This is a genomic window from Actinotalea fermentans (assembly GCF_007991475.1).
Lineage (GTDB): Bacteria > Actinomycetota > Actinomycetes > Actinomycetales > Cellulomonadaceae > Actinotalea > Actinotalea fermentans.
Window position 1 is genome coordinate 104,339 of the sequence record NZ_BJYK01000005.1, and the last position, 15,725, is coordinate 120,063.

Here is a 15,725-nt window from a genome sequence, read left to right on the forward strand (position 1 = left end):
GCCGACCGACCCCGAGGAGGACGAGATGGACGTGGCCGAGCTGCTCACCGACGCGTACGGGCGCGTGCACGAGGAGGTGCACCGCGTGCTCGACGGCCTCGACCCGGCCCTCCTGGGCGCGCGCGTGGACCCGGGCGCGAACTCGATCGCCTGGCTCGTGTGGCACCTGACCCGCGTCCAGGACGACCACGTCGCGGACGCGTTCGGCACCCAGCAGGTGTGGACGGCCGACGGCTGGGCCGACCGCCTCGCCCTGTCCTTCGACCCGTCCGCGACCGGCTACGGCCAGAGCCGTGCCGACGTCGACGCCCTCGCCGCCGTGCCCGCCGACCTCCTGCTCGGCTACCACGACGCCGTGCACGCGCGGACGCTCGGGCTGCTGGGGCAGGTGCGCGCCGGCGACCTCGACCGCGTCGTCGACACGCGCTGGGACCCGCCGGTCACGCTCGGCGTGCGCCTGGTCAGCGTCCTGTCGGACGACCTCCAGCACGTCGGCCAGGCCGCCTACGCCCGCGGCGTCCTGCGCCGGTCGGCGACCCCCTGACCGCTCAACTGGAGCACGGCGGCGGCGAAACGGCTCAAGTGGAGCACGATGGCGCCACCGCGCTCCACTTGAGGATCAGGCCGCCGACGTCGCGGGGTGCGCCGCCACGATGTCCGTCACGCGCGCGCCGGACAGGGTCTCCTCCGCCAGGAGCGCCGCGGCCAGCGCCTCGAGCGCGGGGGCGTGCTCGGCGAGCAGCGCCGTCGCGGCGGTGTGGGCGTCGCGCAGCAGGGCGTCGATGCGCGCGTGGGCCGCGGCGGCGAGCGCACCGCCCATCCGCAGCGTGTCGGCGTCGACCTGCGCGTAGCCGAAGTCCGTCATGCCGTACTGGGTGACCATCGCCGTCGCGAGCCGCGTGGCACCCTGCAGGTCACCGGCCGCGCCCTGCGTGTGCTCGCCGTCGAGCAGGTACTCCTCGGCGGCCCGCCCGGCGAGGGCGACGGTGAGCTGCGCGAGCGCCTTGCGACGCGGCAGGAAGACGTCGTCGTTGCCGGCCATCCACGTCGCGCCACCGGCCGGGCCGCGCGGCACGATCGTCACCGAGACCGGGTCGTCGGCGTCGGGCAGCAGGGCCGCGGCCAGGGTGTGCCCGGCCTCGTGCCAGGCGGTGATCCGCCGGTCCTCGTCGGTGACCAGGGCGGACGTGCGCGCCCGGCCCATCGCGACGGTCGCGATCGCCGCCTGGAAGCAGTCGGCGTCCACCTCCGCGAGCCCGCGCCGGGCGGCCTCCATGCAGGACTCGTTGACCACCTGCGCAAGGTCCGCACCCGACATCCCCGGGGTCTGCCGCGCCACGCTCACCAGGTCCACGTCGGCGCCCATCGGCCGGCCCGCGGCGTGCACCTGCAGGATGAGCGTCCGCCCGCGGCGGTCCGGGTTGGGCACCTGCACCTGCCGGTCGAGCCGGCCCGGGCGGGTCAGGGCCGGGTCGAGCGTGTCCGGCCGGTTCGTGGCCGCGAGCACGACGACGCGCGACCCGCCGAACCCGTCCATCTCGTTGAGCAGCGAGATCAGCGTGTTCTCGCGCTCGCCGTCGCCGCCCTGCTGCACGCCGCTGGTCCGCGTGCGCCCGACGGCGTCGACCTCGTCGATGAAGATGATCGCCCGCTCGGCCTTGCGGGCCTGCGCGAACAGGTCCCGCACCCGCCGCGCACCCACGCCCACGTACGTCTCGACGAAGTCCGAGCCCGCGAGCGCGAAGAACGGCACCTCGGCCTCGCCCGCGACGGCGCGTGCGAGCAGCGTCTTGCCGGTGCCGGGCGGGCCGACGAGCAGCGCGCCGCGCGGCCGCGTGGCCCCGAGGGCCTCGAACCGCGCCGGGTCGCGCAGGAACTCCACCATCTCGCGCAGCTGGTCCACGGCCTCGTCGGCGCCGGCGACGTCGGCGAACGTCACCTCGGGGACCTCGCCCTCCGCCAGCGCCCGGCGCGGCGCACCCGCGGCAGCGTTCGGGTTCACCCGGCGGACCACCCACACCAGCACGCCCACGATGACCAGGACCGGCAGCAGCCGCAGCGCGACGTCGCCCGCGGACGCGCCGCTCGGCTCGGCGTCCAGGTCGACGTCGGCGTCCAGCAGCGCGGCGGTGAGCTCGTCCGCGTACTCCTGGGGGAAGGCCACCTCCGCCTCGCCGCCGGCGGTGAGCTCGAGCGTGAGCCGGCCCGCGCGGTCGTCGATCCGCGCCTGGTCGGCCCCGCCGCTCTCGATGACGGCGAGGCCCTCCGTGAGGGTCAGCTCGTCGGGCGCCGGCTGCGCGGGCTGGGCCAGCAGCACCGCGAGCCCGACGACGACGATCCCGGCCACGACCGCGGCGGCGACCCACGCCCGGGTGCTGGGCCGGCGACGCCGGCGCCGGTCCCGGCCGGGCCGCGGGCGCGCGACGGGCGCGTCGTCGTCGGCCGTCCGCTGGGGGTCGGCCGCGGGCCGGGCGACGTCGTCGGCGGCGGCGCGCGGACGGGGCGGCGCGTCGAGGGCGGGCGCGGCGGTGGCGGGGAGTGGTCGCGGGCTCACCCCGGTGCTATCGGGCACCACGAGCGTGCTCCCAAGCGGACCGGCCGACGACGCGCGGGTGATGCCTGCCGCGCACCACCCGCGAACCACTCCCGGCCGGATTCCCCCGGCGATGGTCATGGAACCAGGTCGCCCCGGGCTCGCGTCACCAGTCGAGGCTGACGACCACCTCCGTGTGGCCGAACGAGGTCACCTGATGCTTGCGCGCGCCCGAGGCGTCCATCACCCAGATCTCGGCCCAGGCGTCGCGGAAGTACTCGACCCAGGCGATCGAGGCGCCGTCCGGCGACCACGCGGGCATCCCGTAGCCGGAGGGCTGCGCCGGGTCGCCGTCGTGGAGCCCGGACCCGTCCACGAGCACGCTCACGCGACCCGAGCGCACGCTCCCGACGACGATGTCGGTCGCCACCCACCCGCTGTCCTCGCCGGGCATCCGGACCATCACCAGGCGGGCGCCGTCGGGCGACCAGTCCGGGGAGGCCAGCGGGGTGTCACCGAACGGGTACCGGAGCTCCGACCTGCTCACCGGCGCCGCCGTCCCCGCCACCGCGCGCCGCACGCGGGCGGCCGGGACGACCGCGACGCGGCGCCCCATCCAGGGCTGCGGCGCGTCGGGACCGACGTCGAGCGCGAGCCCCGAGCGCGGGTGCCAGCGCACGGCCCCGACCACCTGGTCGTGGCCGAGCTGGGTGACCTGCCGCACGGTCCACGCGGCGACGTCGACGGCGACCACCTCGACGACGTCGCGTCGCTGCTGCCCGGGGAGCCGGGCGCTGCACCGCTGGAGCACGAGCAGCGTGTGGTCGTCGAACCAGGTCGGTTCCATCTCGCCCCAGCCCAGCTCCACGGCGACGTCGCCGCTCACGGCGTCGTAGATGCGGGTGGCGTTGCCGGACGCGGAGCCGCTGGGCGTCCCCCAGCCGACGAGCCGCGTCCGGTCCGGCGACCACTGGCCGCCGCGATGGCTCAGCGCCTCGGGCGAGGCCTGCTGCGAGACCCGCGTCACCGCGCCCGTCGCGGGCGTGAGGCGGGAGATGTCCTCAAGATCGCCGGTCACGTCGGCGGTGTACGAGCTGAAGGAGATGTCGTCCTGAGCCGAACCCTTGTCCGGGGTCACGGTCCCGTGCGGAGCCATGGCTGCGCCTTCCTGCGCACGGCGGCCGTGGGTGGGACCGCCACGGCTGCCGCGTCCCGCCGCCGCCATGCAGGCCGGCTCCCCTGCTGTTCGCCGCGCCGCCCCCTTGATCACGAACGTAGTCCTGACGGGCGCGCCCGGCGGCTCAGTAGGCGGCGAAGTTCTGCGTGAGGTAGTACCCCTCGGCGCCGAACGCGACGCCGACGCCCAGGTGCGTGTACTCCGGGGTGAGCAGGTTCTCGCGGTGCCCCGGCGAGTCCATCCAGCCCTGGTGCACCGCGCGCGCCACGTCCTCGGCCGGCACGATGCGCGTCTCGCCCATCCAGCCGACGTTCTCCCCCGAGACGGACCAGCCCGACGGGATCTGCCGGCTGTAGTCGGGGTTGTGGCTGATGCCGTCGCCGGCGTCGGCGAGCGCCTGCGACCACCCGCGCGCGACGGCGCCGAGCTCCGGCATCCGGGTCAGCGGCGCCAGGCCTTCGGCCGCCCGCGCGTCGTTGGCCAGGGCGAACACCTGGTCCTCGATCTCGGCCAGCAGCTCGGCGGGGGCGCCGTCGTCGGTGGGCGACGGGGTCGCGGGCGGCTCGGGCGTGGGCGTCGACGGGGCCGACGGGGCCGGCGGGGCGCCGCGGGTCGACGTGGGCGACGGCGCGAGGGTGACGACGTCCGGCGCGACCGCGTCGTCCACCGAGCACCCGGCGCACGCCGCGACCGCCAACGAGCCGAGCAGCGCGACGACGACGCGCGAGCGGTGGGCCATGGGTCGACGCTAGCCGGGCGGCGCGTCCGCCGAGGCATCCCCGGCGGCCGGTGCGCGCGCCGGCTGCCGGGGATTCCCCGACGCGCGGGCTCGCCAACCCGTGCTTAACCTGCGGCAATGATCACGCCCGCCGGGGAGGCCCCGCCCCCCGCCGACCCGCCCGGCCACCATCCCGGGCGTCGGCACCGGCTGGCGCGCGCGGTGACGTTCGCCGCCGCCCTGGTCCTCCCGGTCGCCGCGCTCGCGCTCCTGGTCCGCGCGAAGGGCTCGCCGCTGGTGACCCTCGACGAGGCGGCGATCCGCGCGGGGACGGACCTGACCAGGGAGAACCCAGCCCTGCGCGACGCGCTGCTCGCCTGGCAGACCGCGTTCCAGGCGCGCTGGGTCAACCTCGTCGTCGCGCTGGTGTGCCTGGGGGCCTGGCGTCGCCACGGGCTGCGGACGCGGGCGCTGTGGGCGTTCGTGACGCTCCTGGTCGCGTGGAACCTCGGTCTGCTCGCCAAGTACGTGGTGCAGCGCGCCCGGCCGGTGGTCGACGACGCGATCACCCTCGCCCCCGGCTACAGCTTCCCGTCCGGTCACGTGACCAACGCCGCCTCGGCCGGCCTGACGCTCGTGATCCTGCTCTGGCCGCTGCTCGGCCCGCGCGCCCGGGTGGCGGTCCCGACGGCGGTGGGCGCCGCCGTCGTCGTCACCGGCCTGGACCGCGTGCTGCTCGGTGCGCACTACCCGACCGACGTCGTCGCGGGGGTCCTGCTCGGCAGCGCGATGGCGGGCGCCTCCTACCTCGGCTACCTCGGCCGGCACCCCGCCGCGCCCGGGGCCCACCCCGCGTCCCCCGCGAAGGAGCACCGATGACGACGTCGTCCCCCGCCGCCGAGGGCGTCCGCGCCCGGTTCGACGCGTTCGTGCACAGGTACGAGCTCGACCCCAGCCGGCCGACCGTCGCGCAGGCCCGCCGCGACCTGGTCCGGCGCACGCTGGCCCCCGCCGTCGGCCTGTTCGCGGCCGTGGTCGCCGTCGGGCTGCTCATCGTCGGGCCGCTCGACTCGCTGCCCGGCGAGGTGGTGGTCAACGAGGAGCTGCAGAAGGAGCGGACGCCGCTGCTCAACCAGCTCACGGCGATCTGGTCCGCCGTCGGGAACACCGAGGTCATCATCGCCGGCTGCCTGCTGGTCATCGCCCTGGTCTGGTGGCGCACCCGGCAGTGGTGGGTCGCGGTGATCCCGGGGATCGCGGTCGCCGTGCAGGCGGCGGTGTTCATGCTGTCGGCGCTGGTGGTGGGCCGGGAGCGCCCCGACGTCGAGCTCCTCGACGAGGCGCCACCGACGTCCGGCTTCCCGAGCGGGCACGCGGGCGCGTCCGTCGCGTTCTACGTCTCGCTCGCGCTGCTCGCCCGGCGGATCCGCCGGCGCTGGCTGCGCTACCTCGTGACCACGCTGTGCGTCCTGGTGCCCGCGCTCGTCGCGTACGCGCGCCTCTACCGCGGCATGCACCACGCGACCGACGTCGGCGTCGGGGTGCTCAACGGGCTGGTGTGCGTCGCGCTCGGCTGGCGCTACCTGCAGCGCGAGCCGGCGGCGGAGCCTCAGACCCTGCCGACGCGCGCCCGGACGAACGAGTAGACGCCGTACGCGACGAACCCGAGCGCGACGATCGTGAGGAGCCACTGGCCGAAGGGCGCGTCGCGCAGCGTCTGCAGGGCGCCGTCGAGCCCCTGGGCGCGGTCGGGGTCGGCGGTGGCCGCGGCGGCCACGAACAGACCCCCGACGACGCCGAACGCGACGCCGCGCGCCACGTAGCCGAGCCGGCCGGCGCGGACCACCCAGGGCCCCGGGTGCTCGCGGAGGTCGCGCAGGAACGTGCGCGTCCAGCCCTTGTGCACGTGGTAGGCGCCGACGGCGATGACGCCGGCACCGACCGCGGCGACCAGCAGCCGGCCCAGCGGCTGGGCCATGAGGTCGGCCGTCCAGCCGGCCTCGCTCGAGCCGCCGGAGCCGGACGAGCCGGACCCGCCCTGGTCGACGACCCCGTACGCCGCGACGGCGAGCGCCAGGTACACGACCCCCTTGCCGGCCGCCTTGAGCCGCTCGCCGGTACGCCCGCCGAGCAGCGCCGTCGTGAGCTGCCAGAGGCCGAGCAGCGCGAACCCGACGAGCAGCACCCACAGGAGGAACCCGCCGACCGGGGTGCCCGCGAGGGTCCGGAGCGCGCCCGTCGCGCTCGCCTCCTCGCTCCCCGCGCCCCAGGCGACCTGGAGCGCCAGCCAGCCGATGGCGAGGTTGAGGACACCGTTGGCGGCGTAGCCCAGGCGGGCCCCACGCTGGAAGGCCGGGCGGCCGCGGACGTCGGCGACGGAGGCGCGCGTGCTCATGGTGGTCACCATCGCACCGGGCGCCCGCCCCCGCGCGTCGAGCCGCCCGCCCCGCCATCGCACCCCGCCGTTGCACCCACTCCGGCACCCCACCACCGGACGCGGGGGCCGACGCGCGAGGGCCCAGCCCCCAGGGGAGCCGGGCCCTCGCGGGATCGACCGGTCAGCCGCCGAGCAGACCGCCGAGGCCGCCGCCGCTGGACTTCTGCTGCTGGGCGCCGCCCTGCACCACGGACTCGCTCGGCTGCACGAGCACGTAGCCCTGGCCGCCGAACGCCATCTGCAGCAACTCGCCGGTGCCGCCACGGATCATCGACTTGATGCCGCCGGTGTCGACGCGGATGTCCATGCTCACGCCGGAGGTCCACAGCACGACGGCCTGCGCGTCGGCGAACGTCGGGGCGCTGGCGACGTCGAGCGCCACCGGGTCGCCCTTGGTGGTCACCGCGACGTAGCCGGTGCCGCGCAGGGAGACGTTGTACAGCCCGCCGGTCATCATCGCGCCGCGCGCCTGGACCCGGTGGATGTCCCACTCGATCGAGCTGGAGAACGCCAGGACGTTCGCGCCGTTGACGGAGATCATGTCGTTCTCCAGGTACATCACCTGGATCTCGCTCGCGAGGTCCGCCACGAAGAGCTCGCCCTGCCCGGTGCACTGCATCATGTCGACGCCCTCACCGGTGAGCTTCTGCTTCATCCACTTGTCCAGCCCGCCCGAGCCGGTGTTCTGGAAGCGGACGTCGCCCTGGTAGGCGACCATCGAGCCGGTCCGTGCCCAGACGGGGCCGTAGCCCATCTGGATCTTCAGCATCTTCTTGTTCTGCAGGGAGAACGGGTCCTGCGAGGTGTTCTCCTTGTGGTCCGCGAACAGCGAGCCGTGGATAGTCATGGCGACGGATCCCTTTGTCATTCCGCGCGGGCGCAGCGGGTTCGCTCGAACTCTAACGACGCAGGTCACCGCTTTGTAGGCTTTCCGTGCAGCCGGGACACGTCGCCCGTGACGCCCGGTGCACGCACCCGGGAGGAGCACGACGATGGGTCTTCTCGACAAGGCGAAGGCGGCCGCGTCCGACCTGGCCGCCAAGGCCGACTCGGCCATGAGCAACATGAGCAGCACGGCCACGGGCGGGCCCCGCCCGGCGGACCTGGACAAGTACTTCCGCGACCTGGGCGTGCTGACGTACCTCGAGGCGAGCGGCCGTCCCGCCGACGCCGCCGAGCGCGACCGCGTGCTGACGACCCTGCGGGACCTCGACGGCCAGGGCGCGATCCGGTCGTTCGCCCTGCAGACCACGCCTCCCCCGGCCCCGGGCATGGCCGGTGCGCCGGTGACGCCGCCCCCGCCGGGCATGGCCGGCGCCACCCCGCCGCCGCCCGCGCCCGGCATGGCCGGCGTGACGCCTCCGCCGCCGATGGGCGCCCCCGGCGGCATGACCCCGCCGCCGGCCCCGGCCGCGCCAGCGGAGGTGGTCCCGCCGACGCCCGAGCCCCCGACGGAGCCCCCGGCGCAGCCCGCGGCGCCGCCCCCGCCGCCCTCCTGGGCCTGACCGCCCCGGCACGACGACGAACGGCGGGCCCCCGCTCCTCATGGAGGTGGGGGCCCGCCGTTCGTCGTCGGGGTGCGTTCGCCGTCGGGGTGCGTTCGCCGTCGGGGTGCGTTCGCCGTCGGGATGCACCGCGCGCGGGTGTCGGGGGCCGTGGCTAGCGTGGGCCGCCTCGCGGCCGCGGCGGGTGCGGCCGGCAGACGGAGGAGCGGGACATGGCACACGGCGACATCACGCACATCGACATCCCGGTGAGCGACCTGGCCGCGGGGCGCGCGTTCTACGGCGGGCTGTTCGGCTGGCAGATCGACACGATGCCGGGCTTCGAGGACTACCCCATGTGGCGGGCCCCGAACGGCATCAGCGGGGGCGGGCTCGCGCCGCGCAGCGAGGGCTTCACGCAGCCCCGCAGCTACGTCGAGGTGGACTCGATCGACGACGCCCTGCGCCGCGCTGTCGAGCTCGGCGCCACCGTGGCGATGGAGCGGACGCCGATCGACGAGAACAGCGCCTGGGCGGTCTTCACCGACCCCGACGGCAACCAGGTCGGCCTGTACGAGTCCCGCGCCGCGGGCTGAGCCGACGCTCGGTCGACGTCGACTGAGGAGTCGACGTCGACGTCCTCAGTCGACGTCGAAGAAGGAGTGCTGGTCGTAGAAGTGCAGGACGTAGCGGCAGCGCTGGCAGATCATCAGCGTCATCCGGTGCGACGTCCAGCCCCACCGGGAGTCCTGCCGGGCCTCCTCGCGCTGGAAATGGACGCCGTCGCAGAGCGGGCAGCGCAGCTGCCGCGTCTCGGGCTGCGGCGCGGAGCCGGGGGGCACGGTCATCGCGGTTCCTCTCGACGCGCCTCAGCATGCCCGATCAGTTGCCCGCGCGTGGCCGGTCTGTCACGACATGAGCTTCCAGGCATACCTCGACACCATCGAAGAGCGCACCGGCCTGACCCCGCGCCAGGTCCTCGACGTCGCCCGCCAGAAGGGCTTCGACTCCCCCACCACCAAGGCGGCCGACGTCGTCGCGTGGTTCAAGGAGGACTACGACCTGGGCCGCGGCCACGCGATGGCGCTCTGGTACGTGCTCAAGAACGGGCCGGTCGCGCCCGGCAAGCACGTGCGCTCGGGCGGCACCCACTCCGACCCGTCCGAGACGCTGTGGCTGGACGGCAAGGCGACGATGCCCGCAGCCCGCTGACCCTCGCGGACGGTCCCACCCCTGCGCGGCGGATCGCCTGGCGTCGGTCGGGTTCGGTAGCCCGGCGCCGGCCTGTCACCACCGTCACCACCGCGAGCGGGGGAGTCACTTTCCAGAAGTCCTTGCCGCGGCAAGCATCTCCGAGAAGTGTCTCCGCCCCCGCGGGCCATCCCGCGGGCGATCCCGCCGGCACGCAGCGCCGGCCCGGGGCAGCCCGCTTCAGCGGGCGCGCTCGGCGGCGACGAGCTCGCGGACGGCCGGCGCCACCTCGCGGCCGAAGACCTCGTAGGCGTCGGGGTCGTCGCCCGGGAGCACGAACGCGGAGACGCCGTACCCGAGCGCGAGGTCGGCGAGCTGCTCGGCCCACTGCTCGGGAGGGCCCACGAGGAACCGGTCCGTGCGGGCAGCGGTGAGCTCGCCGTCGAGGTTGAGCAGCCGCCGGACGTCCGACGGCGAGCGGCCCGCCTCGGCGGCGGCGTCGTCGATCACGGCGTTGCCCTCCGCGAGCGGCCGCAGCCCGCCCAGGTAGCCGAGCGACGGGAGCCAGCCGTCCCCCGCGCGGCCGATCAGCCGCAGCATCCGCGGCCGCACCGCGCCGACCCAGATCGCGACGTCGTGCGCCGGCGCCGGTCCGCGCTTGGCACCGTCCACGGCGTGGAACCGCCCGGGCACCGCGAACCGCTCGCGGTTACCCGCGTCCCAGACCCCGCGGACGACCTCGAGCGCCTCCTCGAGCGCCTGCACCGCCTCGCCCGGCGCCAGGCGCGGGCCGCCGACCGCGGCGATCGCGTCCCAGAACGCGCCCGCACCCAGGCCCAGCTCGGCCCGGCCGCCGCTGAGCAGGTCGAGGCTCGCGACCGACCGGGCCAGCACCACCGGGTGCCGCAGCGGGAGGTTCGCGACGTTCGCCACCACGCGCAGCCGCTCCGTCCGGGCGGCCACCCAGGTCATCAGGGTCCACGCGTCCAGGAACCGCGGCTGGTACGGGTGGTCCTGGAACGTCGCGAGGTCGAGACCGGCGCGCTCCGTCGCCACGGCGAGGTCCACGGTGCGCCCGGGATCCGCGGCGAGCGGCGTGATGAACGTCCCGAACAGCATGTCGTGGCCGTAGTCCGTCATGCAGGCGACAACCCCCGGCGCCGACGCGCCTGTTCCACCCTCTTCACCCGCCGTTCACCCAGCGAGACACTCATCTGCGGACAGCGAGGTCCGATACCACCGGCGGAGGCCTCGATGCCGATGGGACGCACGCACCCTGCCGCCCGGCGGGCGGTCCCGCGGGCGACCCTCGGCGCAGCCGTCGGCCTCGCCGCGCTCACGCTCGTGCGCTGGCTGCTGGCCGACCGCGCGGTCGGCCTGGTCCTCGACGCCCTGCTCGCCGCGGCCGCGATCATCGGCACGCTCGATGCCGCGCACCGCGCCCGCGCGGGCCGGAGCCGGCTCGGCTGGCGGTGCGACACCGCCGGGCTGACGCTCTGGCTGCTGGCGCCTCTCGCCTGGCTCTCGCCGCTGCCCGAGGCGGCCGCGACGGCGGGCCGGACTGGCTTCGTGCTCTGCACCGGGGCCGCGTGCTGGTTCACCGCGAAGACCCCCGCCATGTCGTCGCGGGTGCGGCTGGTCGTGGACGGCGCGATCGCCGGCGCGGCGCTCTTCATCATCGGCTGGCACCCGCTGTTCGAGGGGACCGTCGACGCGGCCGAGGGCGGCCTCGCAGGCGCCGCGGCCGTGGCGCTGCCGCTCGGCGCCGTCGCCGCGCTCACGCTCTTCGGGACGGTGAGCATCACCGAGATCCCCCGGTGCCGGCGCGCGATGCCGAGGCTCTACATGGCCGGGCTCGCCACGGTGGCGCTGTCCGACGTGCTCTGGGTCCGGACCGGGCACCCGCTGTGGGCCGTGGGGTTCGCCTTCGTGCTCCTCGGGACCCGCGTCTACCGCGGAACGTCGGAGCGCCGGGAGGTCGTGAGCACCCACCCCGGGCTCGTGTACGCGCCCTACGCCGCGCTCGTCCCGGCGATCGCCGTGATCCTCGTGGACTACCTCGGCGACGGGGTGCCCGAGGCGGTCGCCGCGACCGCCGTCGTCACGGGCGTCCTGCTCATCGTGCGGCAGCAGGCGACGCTCGTGGAGAACCGCCACCTCGTCGAACGGCTCGAGGCGACCGAGCGCCGGCTCCGGCACCAGGCGATGCACGACTCCCTGACCGGCCTGGGCGGACGCGCGCTCCTGCACGACCGCCTCGAGACCGCCACGGCGGAGCACCGCGCCGACGGCACTCCGGTCGCGGTGATCTTCCTCGACCTCGACGACTTCAAGCAGATCAACGACGTGCACGGGCACGCCGTCGGCGACCACGTGCTCGTCGCCATCGCCCGCCGCCTCGGGGCGGCGCTCGAGCGCGGGACCCAGTACGCGAGGGCGTTCCGGATGAGCGGCGACGAGTTCGCGGTCCTCCTGCGCGGCGACGCCGCCCGGGACGCCGCGGCCACGGCTCGCACGCTGCTCGCCGAGATCACCGCCCCGGTGGAGGTCGACGGCACGTCCGTGTCGGTGGGCGGCAGCGCGGGCGTCGCCGTCCCCGGACCCGACGTGCCCGCCGAGCCGTCCGCCCTGCTCCGGGCCGCCGACGTCGCCATGTACGGCGTCAAGCACGGCGGCAAGGGCGGGGTCGCGCAGGCGCACGGGTAGGCGTCCGGGCGTCCCTCAGACGCCGAGGTCGCGCCGCAGCGCGGCCGGCCGGACGCCGTCGCCGGCACCGTCCCGGACGTACACCGGCACCAGGTCGCGCGGCACGCCGCGCTCGACGACGCAGCCGCCGTCGTGCGCCCGCCCCGACCACAGGTCGACCCAGCGCCCCTCCGGCAGGTAGGTACGCCACGTCGTCGCGCCGGGCTCGGTGACCGGGTGCACGAGCAGGTCGTCGCCGAGCAGGTACTCCGCGGGCCACGCCCACACCTGCGCGTCGTGGGGCCAGTCGAAGAACAGACCGCGCATGAGCGGGCGCGACGTCGCCACCGTGCGCGACGCCTGCTCGGACAGGTAGGGCACGAGCCGCTCGCGCAGGTGGGCCAGGCGCCGGAACTCCTCGACCACCGCCGCGTCGCCGGTCTGCTCGGCGACGTTCCACGGCGTCCGGTCCCGCAGCGGGGGCCGGTGGTGGTTGAACTCCGAGTGGTACTGCATGAGCGGCATGAAGACCGACGCCGCCGCAGCGCGGACGTAGAGCTCGGCGTCGGGCACGGGACCCGAGAATCCGCCCAGGTCCCAACCCCAGTAGACGATGCCGCACGACGCCGCGGAGATGCCCGCGTTGAGCGTCCAGCGGAACGCGTCCCAGGTGGAGTCCTCGTCGCCCGCCCAGAACAGGCCGTGCGCCTGCGAGCCCGTGAAGCCCGCGCGCGAGAACGTCACCGGCGCCTTGCCCGCCGAGCGCAGGAGGTCGCCGAACGCCCGCGCGTAGTGCACGGGGTTGAGGTTGTTGGCCTCGTCGCCACGCCGGCCGTCGGCGTAGCGCAGCTCGTCGCCCCAGGCGTGCTCACCGCCGTCGGTCTTGAAGCCGTCGACGCCGATCTCCTCCACGAGATAGCGGCGCCGGGCCGTCCACCAGTCGCGCGTGCGCTGCGCGGACAGGTCGGGCATGAGCGCCTTCGGGAACCACCAGCCGCGGTTGCGGTAGGGGGTCCCGTCGGCGTCGAGGACGGCGTGCCCGCCCTCGACCAGCGCCGCGCCGTCGAGCAGCACCTGGGCGTCGTCGGGGGTGTCGGCCGGCAGGTCCTCTCGCGTCTTGAGCAGCGGGATCTGCCAGAGGACCACCTTGACGCCGCGCGCGTGGAGCTCGTCGACCATGGCCTTCGGATCCGGCCACGCCTGCCCCCAGGTGAAGTCGGCCGCCGCGAAGGGGGCGCCGTCGCGGTGCGGCTCGTAGGCGGCGTCGCGCCAGATGACGATGCCGTGCTCGTCGCTCCACGCCTCGATCACCACCACGCCGACGGGGATGTCGAGCTCGGCGTGGGTGTCCATGCGCTCGGTGACGATCGCCTGGGTGTTCCACTCGTTCCCCGAGGCCCACAGGCGCAGCACCCAGTCGGGCAGCACCTCGGGCCGGCCGACCTCCGCGAGGAACGCGTCCAGCACCTCGTGCGGGGCGCCGTCGTACACCCCGACATCGAGCGCCTCGTCGCGCGTGCCGCCCAGGGCGACCTCCACGCGCACCTCGGTGGGCGCCGCTGCGCCGACGTCGTACCAGGAGCGGCGCGACGTGCGGACGTGGAAGCCCCACGGCTCCCCGCCGCTCGCGCCCGGGAGGACGTGCGCGAACGGCATCGGCAGGTAGGTCCGGCGGAAGCGGCCCTGGGACTTGTACTGCTCGAACACGACCGCGTCGAGGCTCAGCCCGCGCTGGTCCACGGCGTCGTACCGCTCGCCGAAGCCCACCACGTGCGCGTCCGCGGCGATCCGCAGCGCGAACCGCACGCGATGCACGCCGTCGGCGGTGGTCAGCCACGCGATCGACCCGGGGACGACGCGCGGGTGGGTCCCGGCGGGCGCGCCGTCGACGGTGAGGCGCCCGCCGTCGGGCCGCCAGGTCGCCGGCGCGACGTCGAACCAGTCGGTCGCGACGGGTGTCCCGTCGGGGCCCGTCCCGGTGAAGCGGTACCGGGCACGCTCGCCGTCCGCCAGGCCGCCGACGTCGACCGCGAGCGCGCCGGTGGCCGCGAGCTGGGCGGCCTGGGCCTCGGCGAGGTGACCCTCGCCACCGGCGAGCGCGGCGGCGTCGGTGCCGTCGGTCACCGCGGGCAGGGCGGGCACCTCGACCGAGCGCACGACGCCGTCCGGCCCGGTGACCTGCCAGGTCAGGCGCACGTCGGTGGCGTCGTCGGCCTCGACGCCGAGGCGGATCGGCTCGCCGACGAGCGGCAGCACGGGGGTCCGCTGGTCGGCGGAGGCGGCGTACGGGTGCCCGATGCCGGCCGGGCGGTGGCGCAGGCTCATCGTTCGTCCTTCGGGGGGAGCAGGCCGAGCTCGTCGGCGAGGACCAGGTACATGCCGTGCGACCAGAGCAGCGGCGTCGCGACGGTGCCCCAGCGCTCGAGCCACTCGGCCCGGGCCTCGGGGTGCAGCAGGTGGTCGGGGACCTGCTCGGGCAGGTGGCCCTCGGGCGTGGCGTGCGCGGCGACCCACTCGAGGCGCGCGCGGGCCGCGGCGACGTCGCCGGTCGCGGCCTCGTTCCAGCCGAGCAGGCAGGTGAGCAGCAGCCACTGGCCGCCGCCGTAGAACACGTCGGCGGCGAAGCGGTGGACGCCGGGGGTCGCGAGGTCGCGGCGGATGGCGTCGAGGGTCCCGACGGCGAGCGGCGACCCGGGGGCGACGAGCCCGTACGGGACCGCGCAGGCGGCGAGCGAGGCGTCGACGGCCGTCGAGCCGACCCACTTCGCGAGGTGACCGTCCGCGACGGCCTCCGCGAGCACCGTCGCGCGGATGCGTTCGGCGGCGGCCGCGGCGGCGTCGGCGCGGGCGGCGTCGAGGGCGCCGGAGCGGGCGGCCGCCGTCAGCCCCGCGAAGATCGCGCCGAACGTGGAGCCGTGGCGGTGGCCGACGTGCTCCTCCCACCAGTCGTAGCAGGGCCGGTCCCAGAACGCGGCGAGGTAGTCGGTGGCCACAGCGATGCCGTCGGCCCACCGCGCGAGGTCCAGGCCGTGCCGCTCGGCGTGCGTGACGACGGACCACAGCCACGTCCCGTAGCCGTCCGTCTGGAAGTCCCACCAGGGGTCGTTGCCGTCGGCGCCATCCAGCGTGAAGCGCGTCGGCAGCATCTCCTCGTTGCCGGGCTCGTCCCCCGCCGCGCGCCTGGCGACGAGCGAGCGCACGACGTCGGCCCGCGCCACGAGCACCCGCGTCGCCCAGTCGTGGAACGCGTCGACGGAGGCGACCGCGCCGTAGCGGGACATGCCCTCGGCCGTGAACGCACCGTCCCGGTACCAGGCGTAGCCGCGGTACGCGGAGAACGTCGGCGAGGCGGGGTACGCGCCCGACGGCGCCTGGTGCTCGGCGATGACGTCGTGGCTGCGGCGCGCGAGCGCCTGCAGGGCGTCGGTGCCGATCGGCTCGGCCGTGGTGGGGTGCATGCGTGGAGCTCCTGGTCGTGCTGGTGCGGTGGCGGCTCGCCG

The 15,725-nt window shown here is 75.7% G+C and carries 16 protein-coding genes; 7 read left to right on the plus strand and 9 right to left on the minus strand.

Annotated elements, in window-relative coordinates; all coding sequences use genetic code 11:
- Positions 1 to 25 precede the first annotated feature (25 nt).
- Positions 26 to 544, plus strand: a complete 519-nt coding sequence (locus tag AFE02nite_RS09550; RefSeq protein ID WP_034249475.1) for a mycothiol transferase — start codon at positions 26 to 28, stop codon at positions 542 to 544.
- A gap of 75 nt (positions 545 to 619) precedes the next feature.
- Here the strand turns inward: AFE02nite_RS09550 and AFE02nite_RS09555 are convergent, their stop codons facing one another.
- From AFE02nite_RS09555 to AFE02nite_RS09565, 3 genes are all read right to left on the minus strand, one after another.
- Positions 620 to 2,572 (minus strand): ATP-dependent metallopeptidase FtsH/Yme1/Tma family protein, encoded by a 1,953-nt coding sequence (locus AFE02nite_RS09555; protein ID WP_146819538.1) that lies wholly within the window; start codon positions 2,570 to 2,572, stop codon positions 620 to 622.
- A 127-nt stretch (positions 2,573 to 2,699) separates the two neighbouring features.
- Entirely contained in the window at positions 2,700 to 3,689 is a 990-nt protein-coding gene (locus AFE02nite_RS09560; RefSeq protein ID WP_034249839.1) for a TolB family protein, read from the minus strand.
- Positions 3,690 to 3,834: 145 nt separating this feature from the next.
- Positions 3,835 to 4,449 (minus strand): CAP domain-containing protein, encoded by a 615-nt coding sequence (locus AFE02nite_RS09565; RefSeq protein ID WP_146819539.1) that lies wholly within the window; start codon positions 4,447 to 4,449, stop codon positions 3,835 to 3,837.
- A gap of 117 nt (positions 4,450 to 4,566) precedes the next feature.
- On the opposite strand from AFE02nite_RS09565, the gene AFE02nite_RS09570 reads away from it, so the two are divergent.
- On the plus strand, positions 4,567 to 5,307 hold the full coding sequence (locus AFE02nite_RS09570) for a phosphatase PAP2 family protein (protein WP_146819540.1): 741 nt from the start codon (positions 4,567 to 4,569) through the stop codon (positions 5,305 to 5,307).
- Positions 5,304 to 6,074 (plus strand): phosphatase PAP2 family protein, encoded by a 771-nt coding sequence (locus AFE02nite_RS09575; protein WP_146819541.1) that lies wholly within the window; start codon positions 5,304 to 5,306, stop codon positions 6,072 to 6,074. Before AFE02nite_RS09570 ends, AFE02nite_RS09575 begins: the two co-directional genes overlap by 4 nt.
- Here AFE02nite_RS09575 and AFE02nite_RS09580 read toward each other — a convergent pair.
- Together AFE02nite_RS09580 and AFE02nite_RS09585 are read right to left on the minus strand one after the other, a co-directional pair.
- Complete coding sequence (locus AFE02nite_RS09580) at positions 6,038 to 6,823, minus strand: DUF1206 domain-containing protein (protein WP_034249043.1); 786 nt, start codon at positions 6,821 to 6,823, stop codon at positions 6,038 to 6,040. The two genes, AFE02nite_RS09575 and AFE02nite_RS09580, sit on opposite strands and share 37 nt — an antisense overlap.
- Before the next feature lie 163 nt (positions 6,824 to 6,986).
- Entirely contained in the window at positions 6,987 to 7,712 is a 726-nt protein-coding gene (locus tag AFE02nite_RS09585) for an AIM24 family protein (RefSeq protein ID WP_034249041.1), read from the minus strand.
- Positions 7,713 to 7,857: 145 nt separating this feature from the next.
- Between AFE02nite_RS09585 and AFE02nite_RS17395 the strand changes: the two genes are divergently transcribed.
- Together AFE02nite_RS17395 and AFE02nite_RS09595 are read left to right on the plus strand one after the other, a co-directional pair.
- Positions 7,858 to 8,370: a hypothetical protein gene (locus AFE02nite_RS17395; protein WP_186814519.1), complete on the plus strand. Its 513-nt coding sequence runs from the start codon at positions 7,858 to 7,860 to the stop codon at positions 8,368 to 8,370.
- Between the two features lie 212 nt (positions 8,371 to 8,582).
- Positions 8,583 to 8,945, plus strand: coding sequence for a VOC family protein (locus tag AFE02nite_RS09595; protein ID WP_034248385.1), 363 nt, complete (start codon positions 8,583 to 8,585; stop codon positions 8,943 to 8,945).
- Between the two features lie 45 nt (positions 8,946 to 8,990).
- On the opposite strand, the gene AFE02nite_RS09600 is transcribed toward AFE02nite_RS09595, so the two are convergent.
- Positions 8,991 to 9,197: a hypothetical protein gene (locus AFE02nite_RS09600; protein ID WP_034248387.1), complete on the minus strand. Its 207-nt coding sequence runs from the start codon at positions 9,195 to 9,197 to the stop codon at positions 8,991 to 8,993.
- 67 nt (positions 9,198 to 9,264) lie between these two features.
- Here AFE02nite_RS09600 and AFE02nite_RS09605 point away from each other — a divergent pair, with 67 nt between their 5' ends.
- Positions 9,265 to 9,561, plus strand: a complete 297-nt coding sequence (locus AFE02nite_RS09605; protein WP_034248388.1) for a DUF4287 domain-containing protein — start codon at positions 9,265 to 9,267, stop codon at positions 9,559 to 9,561.
- Positions 9,562 to 9,780: 219 nt separating this feature from the next.
- Here the strand turns inward: AFE02nite_RS09605 and AFE02nite_RS09610 are convergent, their stop codons facing one another.
- Entirely contained in the window at positions 9,781 to 10,680 is a 900-nt protein-coding gene (locus AFE02nite_RS09610; RefSeq protein ID WP_034248389.1) for an LLM class flavin-dependent oxidoreductase, read from the minus strand.
- A 114-nt stretch (positions 10,681 to 10,794) separates the two neighbouring features.
- Between AFE02nite_RS09610 and AFE02nite_RS09615 the strand changes: the two genes are divergently transcribed.
- Complete coding sequence (locus tag AFE02nite_RS09615) at positions 10,795 to 12,246, plus strand: GGDEF domain-containing protein (protein WP_146819542.1); 1,452 nt, start codon at positions 10,795 to 10,797, stop codon at positions 12,244 to 12,246.
- Between the two features lie 15 nt (positions 12,247 to 12,261).
- Here the strand turns inward: AFE02nite_RS09615 and AFE02nite_RS09620 are convergent, their stop codons facing one another.
- Both AFE02nite_RS09620 and AFE02nite_RS09625 read right to left on the minus strand, forming a co-directional pair.
- Positions 12,262 to 14,550 (minus strand): glycoside hydrolase family 31 protein, encoded by a 2,289-nt coding sequence (locus AFE02nite_RS09620; RefSeq protein ID WP_146819543.1) that lies wholly within the window; start codon positions 14,548 to 14,550, stop codon positions 12,262 to 12,264.
- On the minus strand, positions 14,547 to 15,683 hold the full coding sequence (locus tag AFE02nite_RS09625) for a glycoside hydrolase family 15 protein (protein WP_052114026.1): 1,137 nt from the start codon (positions 15,681 to 15,683) through the stop codon (positions 14,547 to 14,549). Before AFE02nite_RS09625 ends, AFE02nite_RS09620 begins: the two co-directional genes overlap by 4 nt.
- Positions 15,684 to 15,725: the final 42 nt, after the last annotated feature.

Excerpts from the sequence above, each read along its gene's own strand:
- AFE02nite_RS09615 (WP_146819542.1), top strand. The coding sequence starts at position 10,795 with ATGCCGATGGGACGCACGCACCCTGCCGCCCGGCGGGCGGTCCCGCGG.
- AFE02nite_RS09560 (WP_034249839.1), bottom strand. The coding sequence starts at position 3,689 with ATGGCTCCGCACGGGACCGTGACCCCGGACAAGGGTTCGGCTCAGGAC.
- AFE02nite_RS09625 (WP_052114026.1), bottom strand. The coding sequence starts at position 15,683 with ATGCACCCCACCACGGCCGAGCCGATCGGCACCGACGCCCTGCAGGCG.
- AFE02nite_RS09580 (WP_034249043.1), bottom strand. The coding sequence starts at position 6,823 with ATGAGCACGCGCGCCTCCGTCGCCGACGTCCGCGGCCGCCCGGCCTTC.
- AFE02nite_RS09565 (WP_146819539.1), bottom strand. The coding sequence starts at position 4,449 with ATGGCCCACCGCTCGCGCGTCGTCGTCGCGCTGCTCGGCTCGTTGGCG.
- AFE02nite_RS09570 (WP_146819540.1), top strand. The coding sequence starts at position 4,567 with ATGATCACGCCCGCCGGGGAGGCCCCGCCCCCCGCCGACCCGCCCGGC.
- AFE02nite_RS09585 (WP_034249041.1), bottom strand. The coding sequence starts at position 7,712 with ATGACTATCCACGGCTCGCTGTTCGCGGACCACAAGGAGAACACCTCG.
- AFE02nite_RS09605 (WP_034248388.1), top strand. The coding sequence starts at position 9,265 with ATGAGCTTCCAGGCATACCTCGACACCATCGAAGAGCGCACCGGCCTG.
- AFE02nite_RS09610 (WP_034248389.1), bottom strand. The coding sequence starts at position 10,680 with ATGACGGACTACGGCCACGACATGCTGTTCGGGACGTTCATCACGCCG.
- AFE02nite_RS09620 (WP_146819543.1), bottom strand. The coding sequence starts at position 14,550 with ATGAGCCTGCGCCACCGCCCGGCCGGCATCGGGCACCCGTACGCCGCC.
- AFE02nite_RS09550 (WP_034249475.1), top strand. The coding sequence starts at position 26 with ATGGACGTGGCCGAGCTGCTCACCGACGCGTACGGGCGCGTGCACGAG.
- AFE02nite_RS09600 (WP_034248387.1), bottom strand. The coding sequence starts at position 9,197 with ATGACCGTGCCCCCCGGCTCCGCGCCGCAGCCCGAGACGCGGCAGCTG.
- AFE02nite_RS17395 (WP_186814519.1), top strand. The coding sequence starts at position 7,858 with ATGGGTCTTCTCGACAAGGCGAAGGCGGCCGCGTCCGACCTGGCCGCC.
- AFE02nite_RS09575 (WP_146819541.1), top strand. The coding sequence starts at position 5,304 with ATGACGACGTCGTCCCCCGCCGCCGAGGGCGTCCGCGCCCGGTTCGAC.
- AFE02nite_RS09595 (WP_034248385.1), top strand. The coding sequence starts at position 8,583 with ATGGCACACGGCGACATCACGCACATCGACATCCCGGTGAGCGACCTG.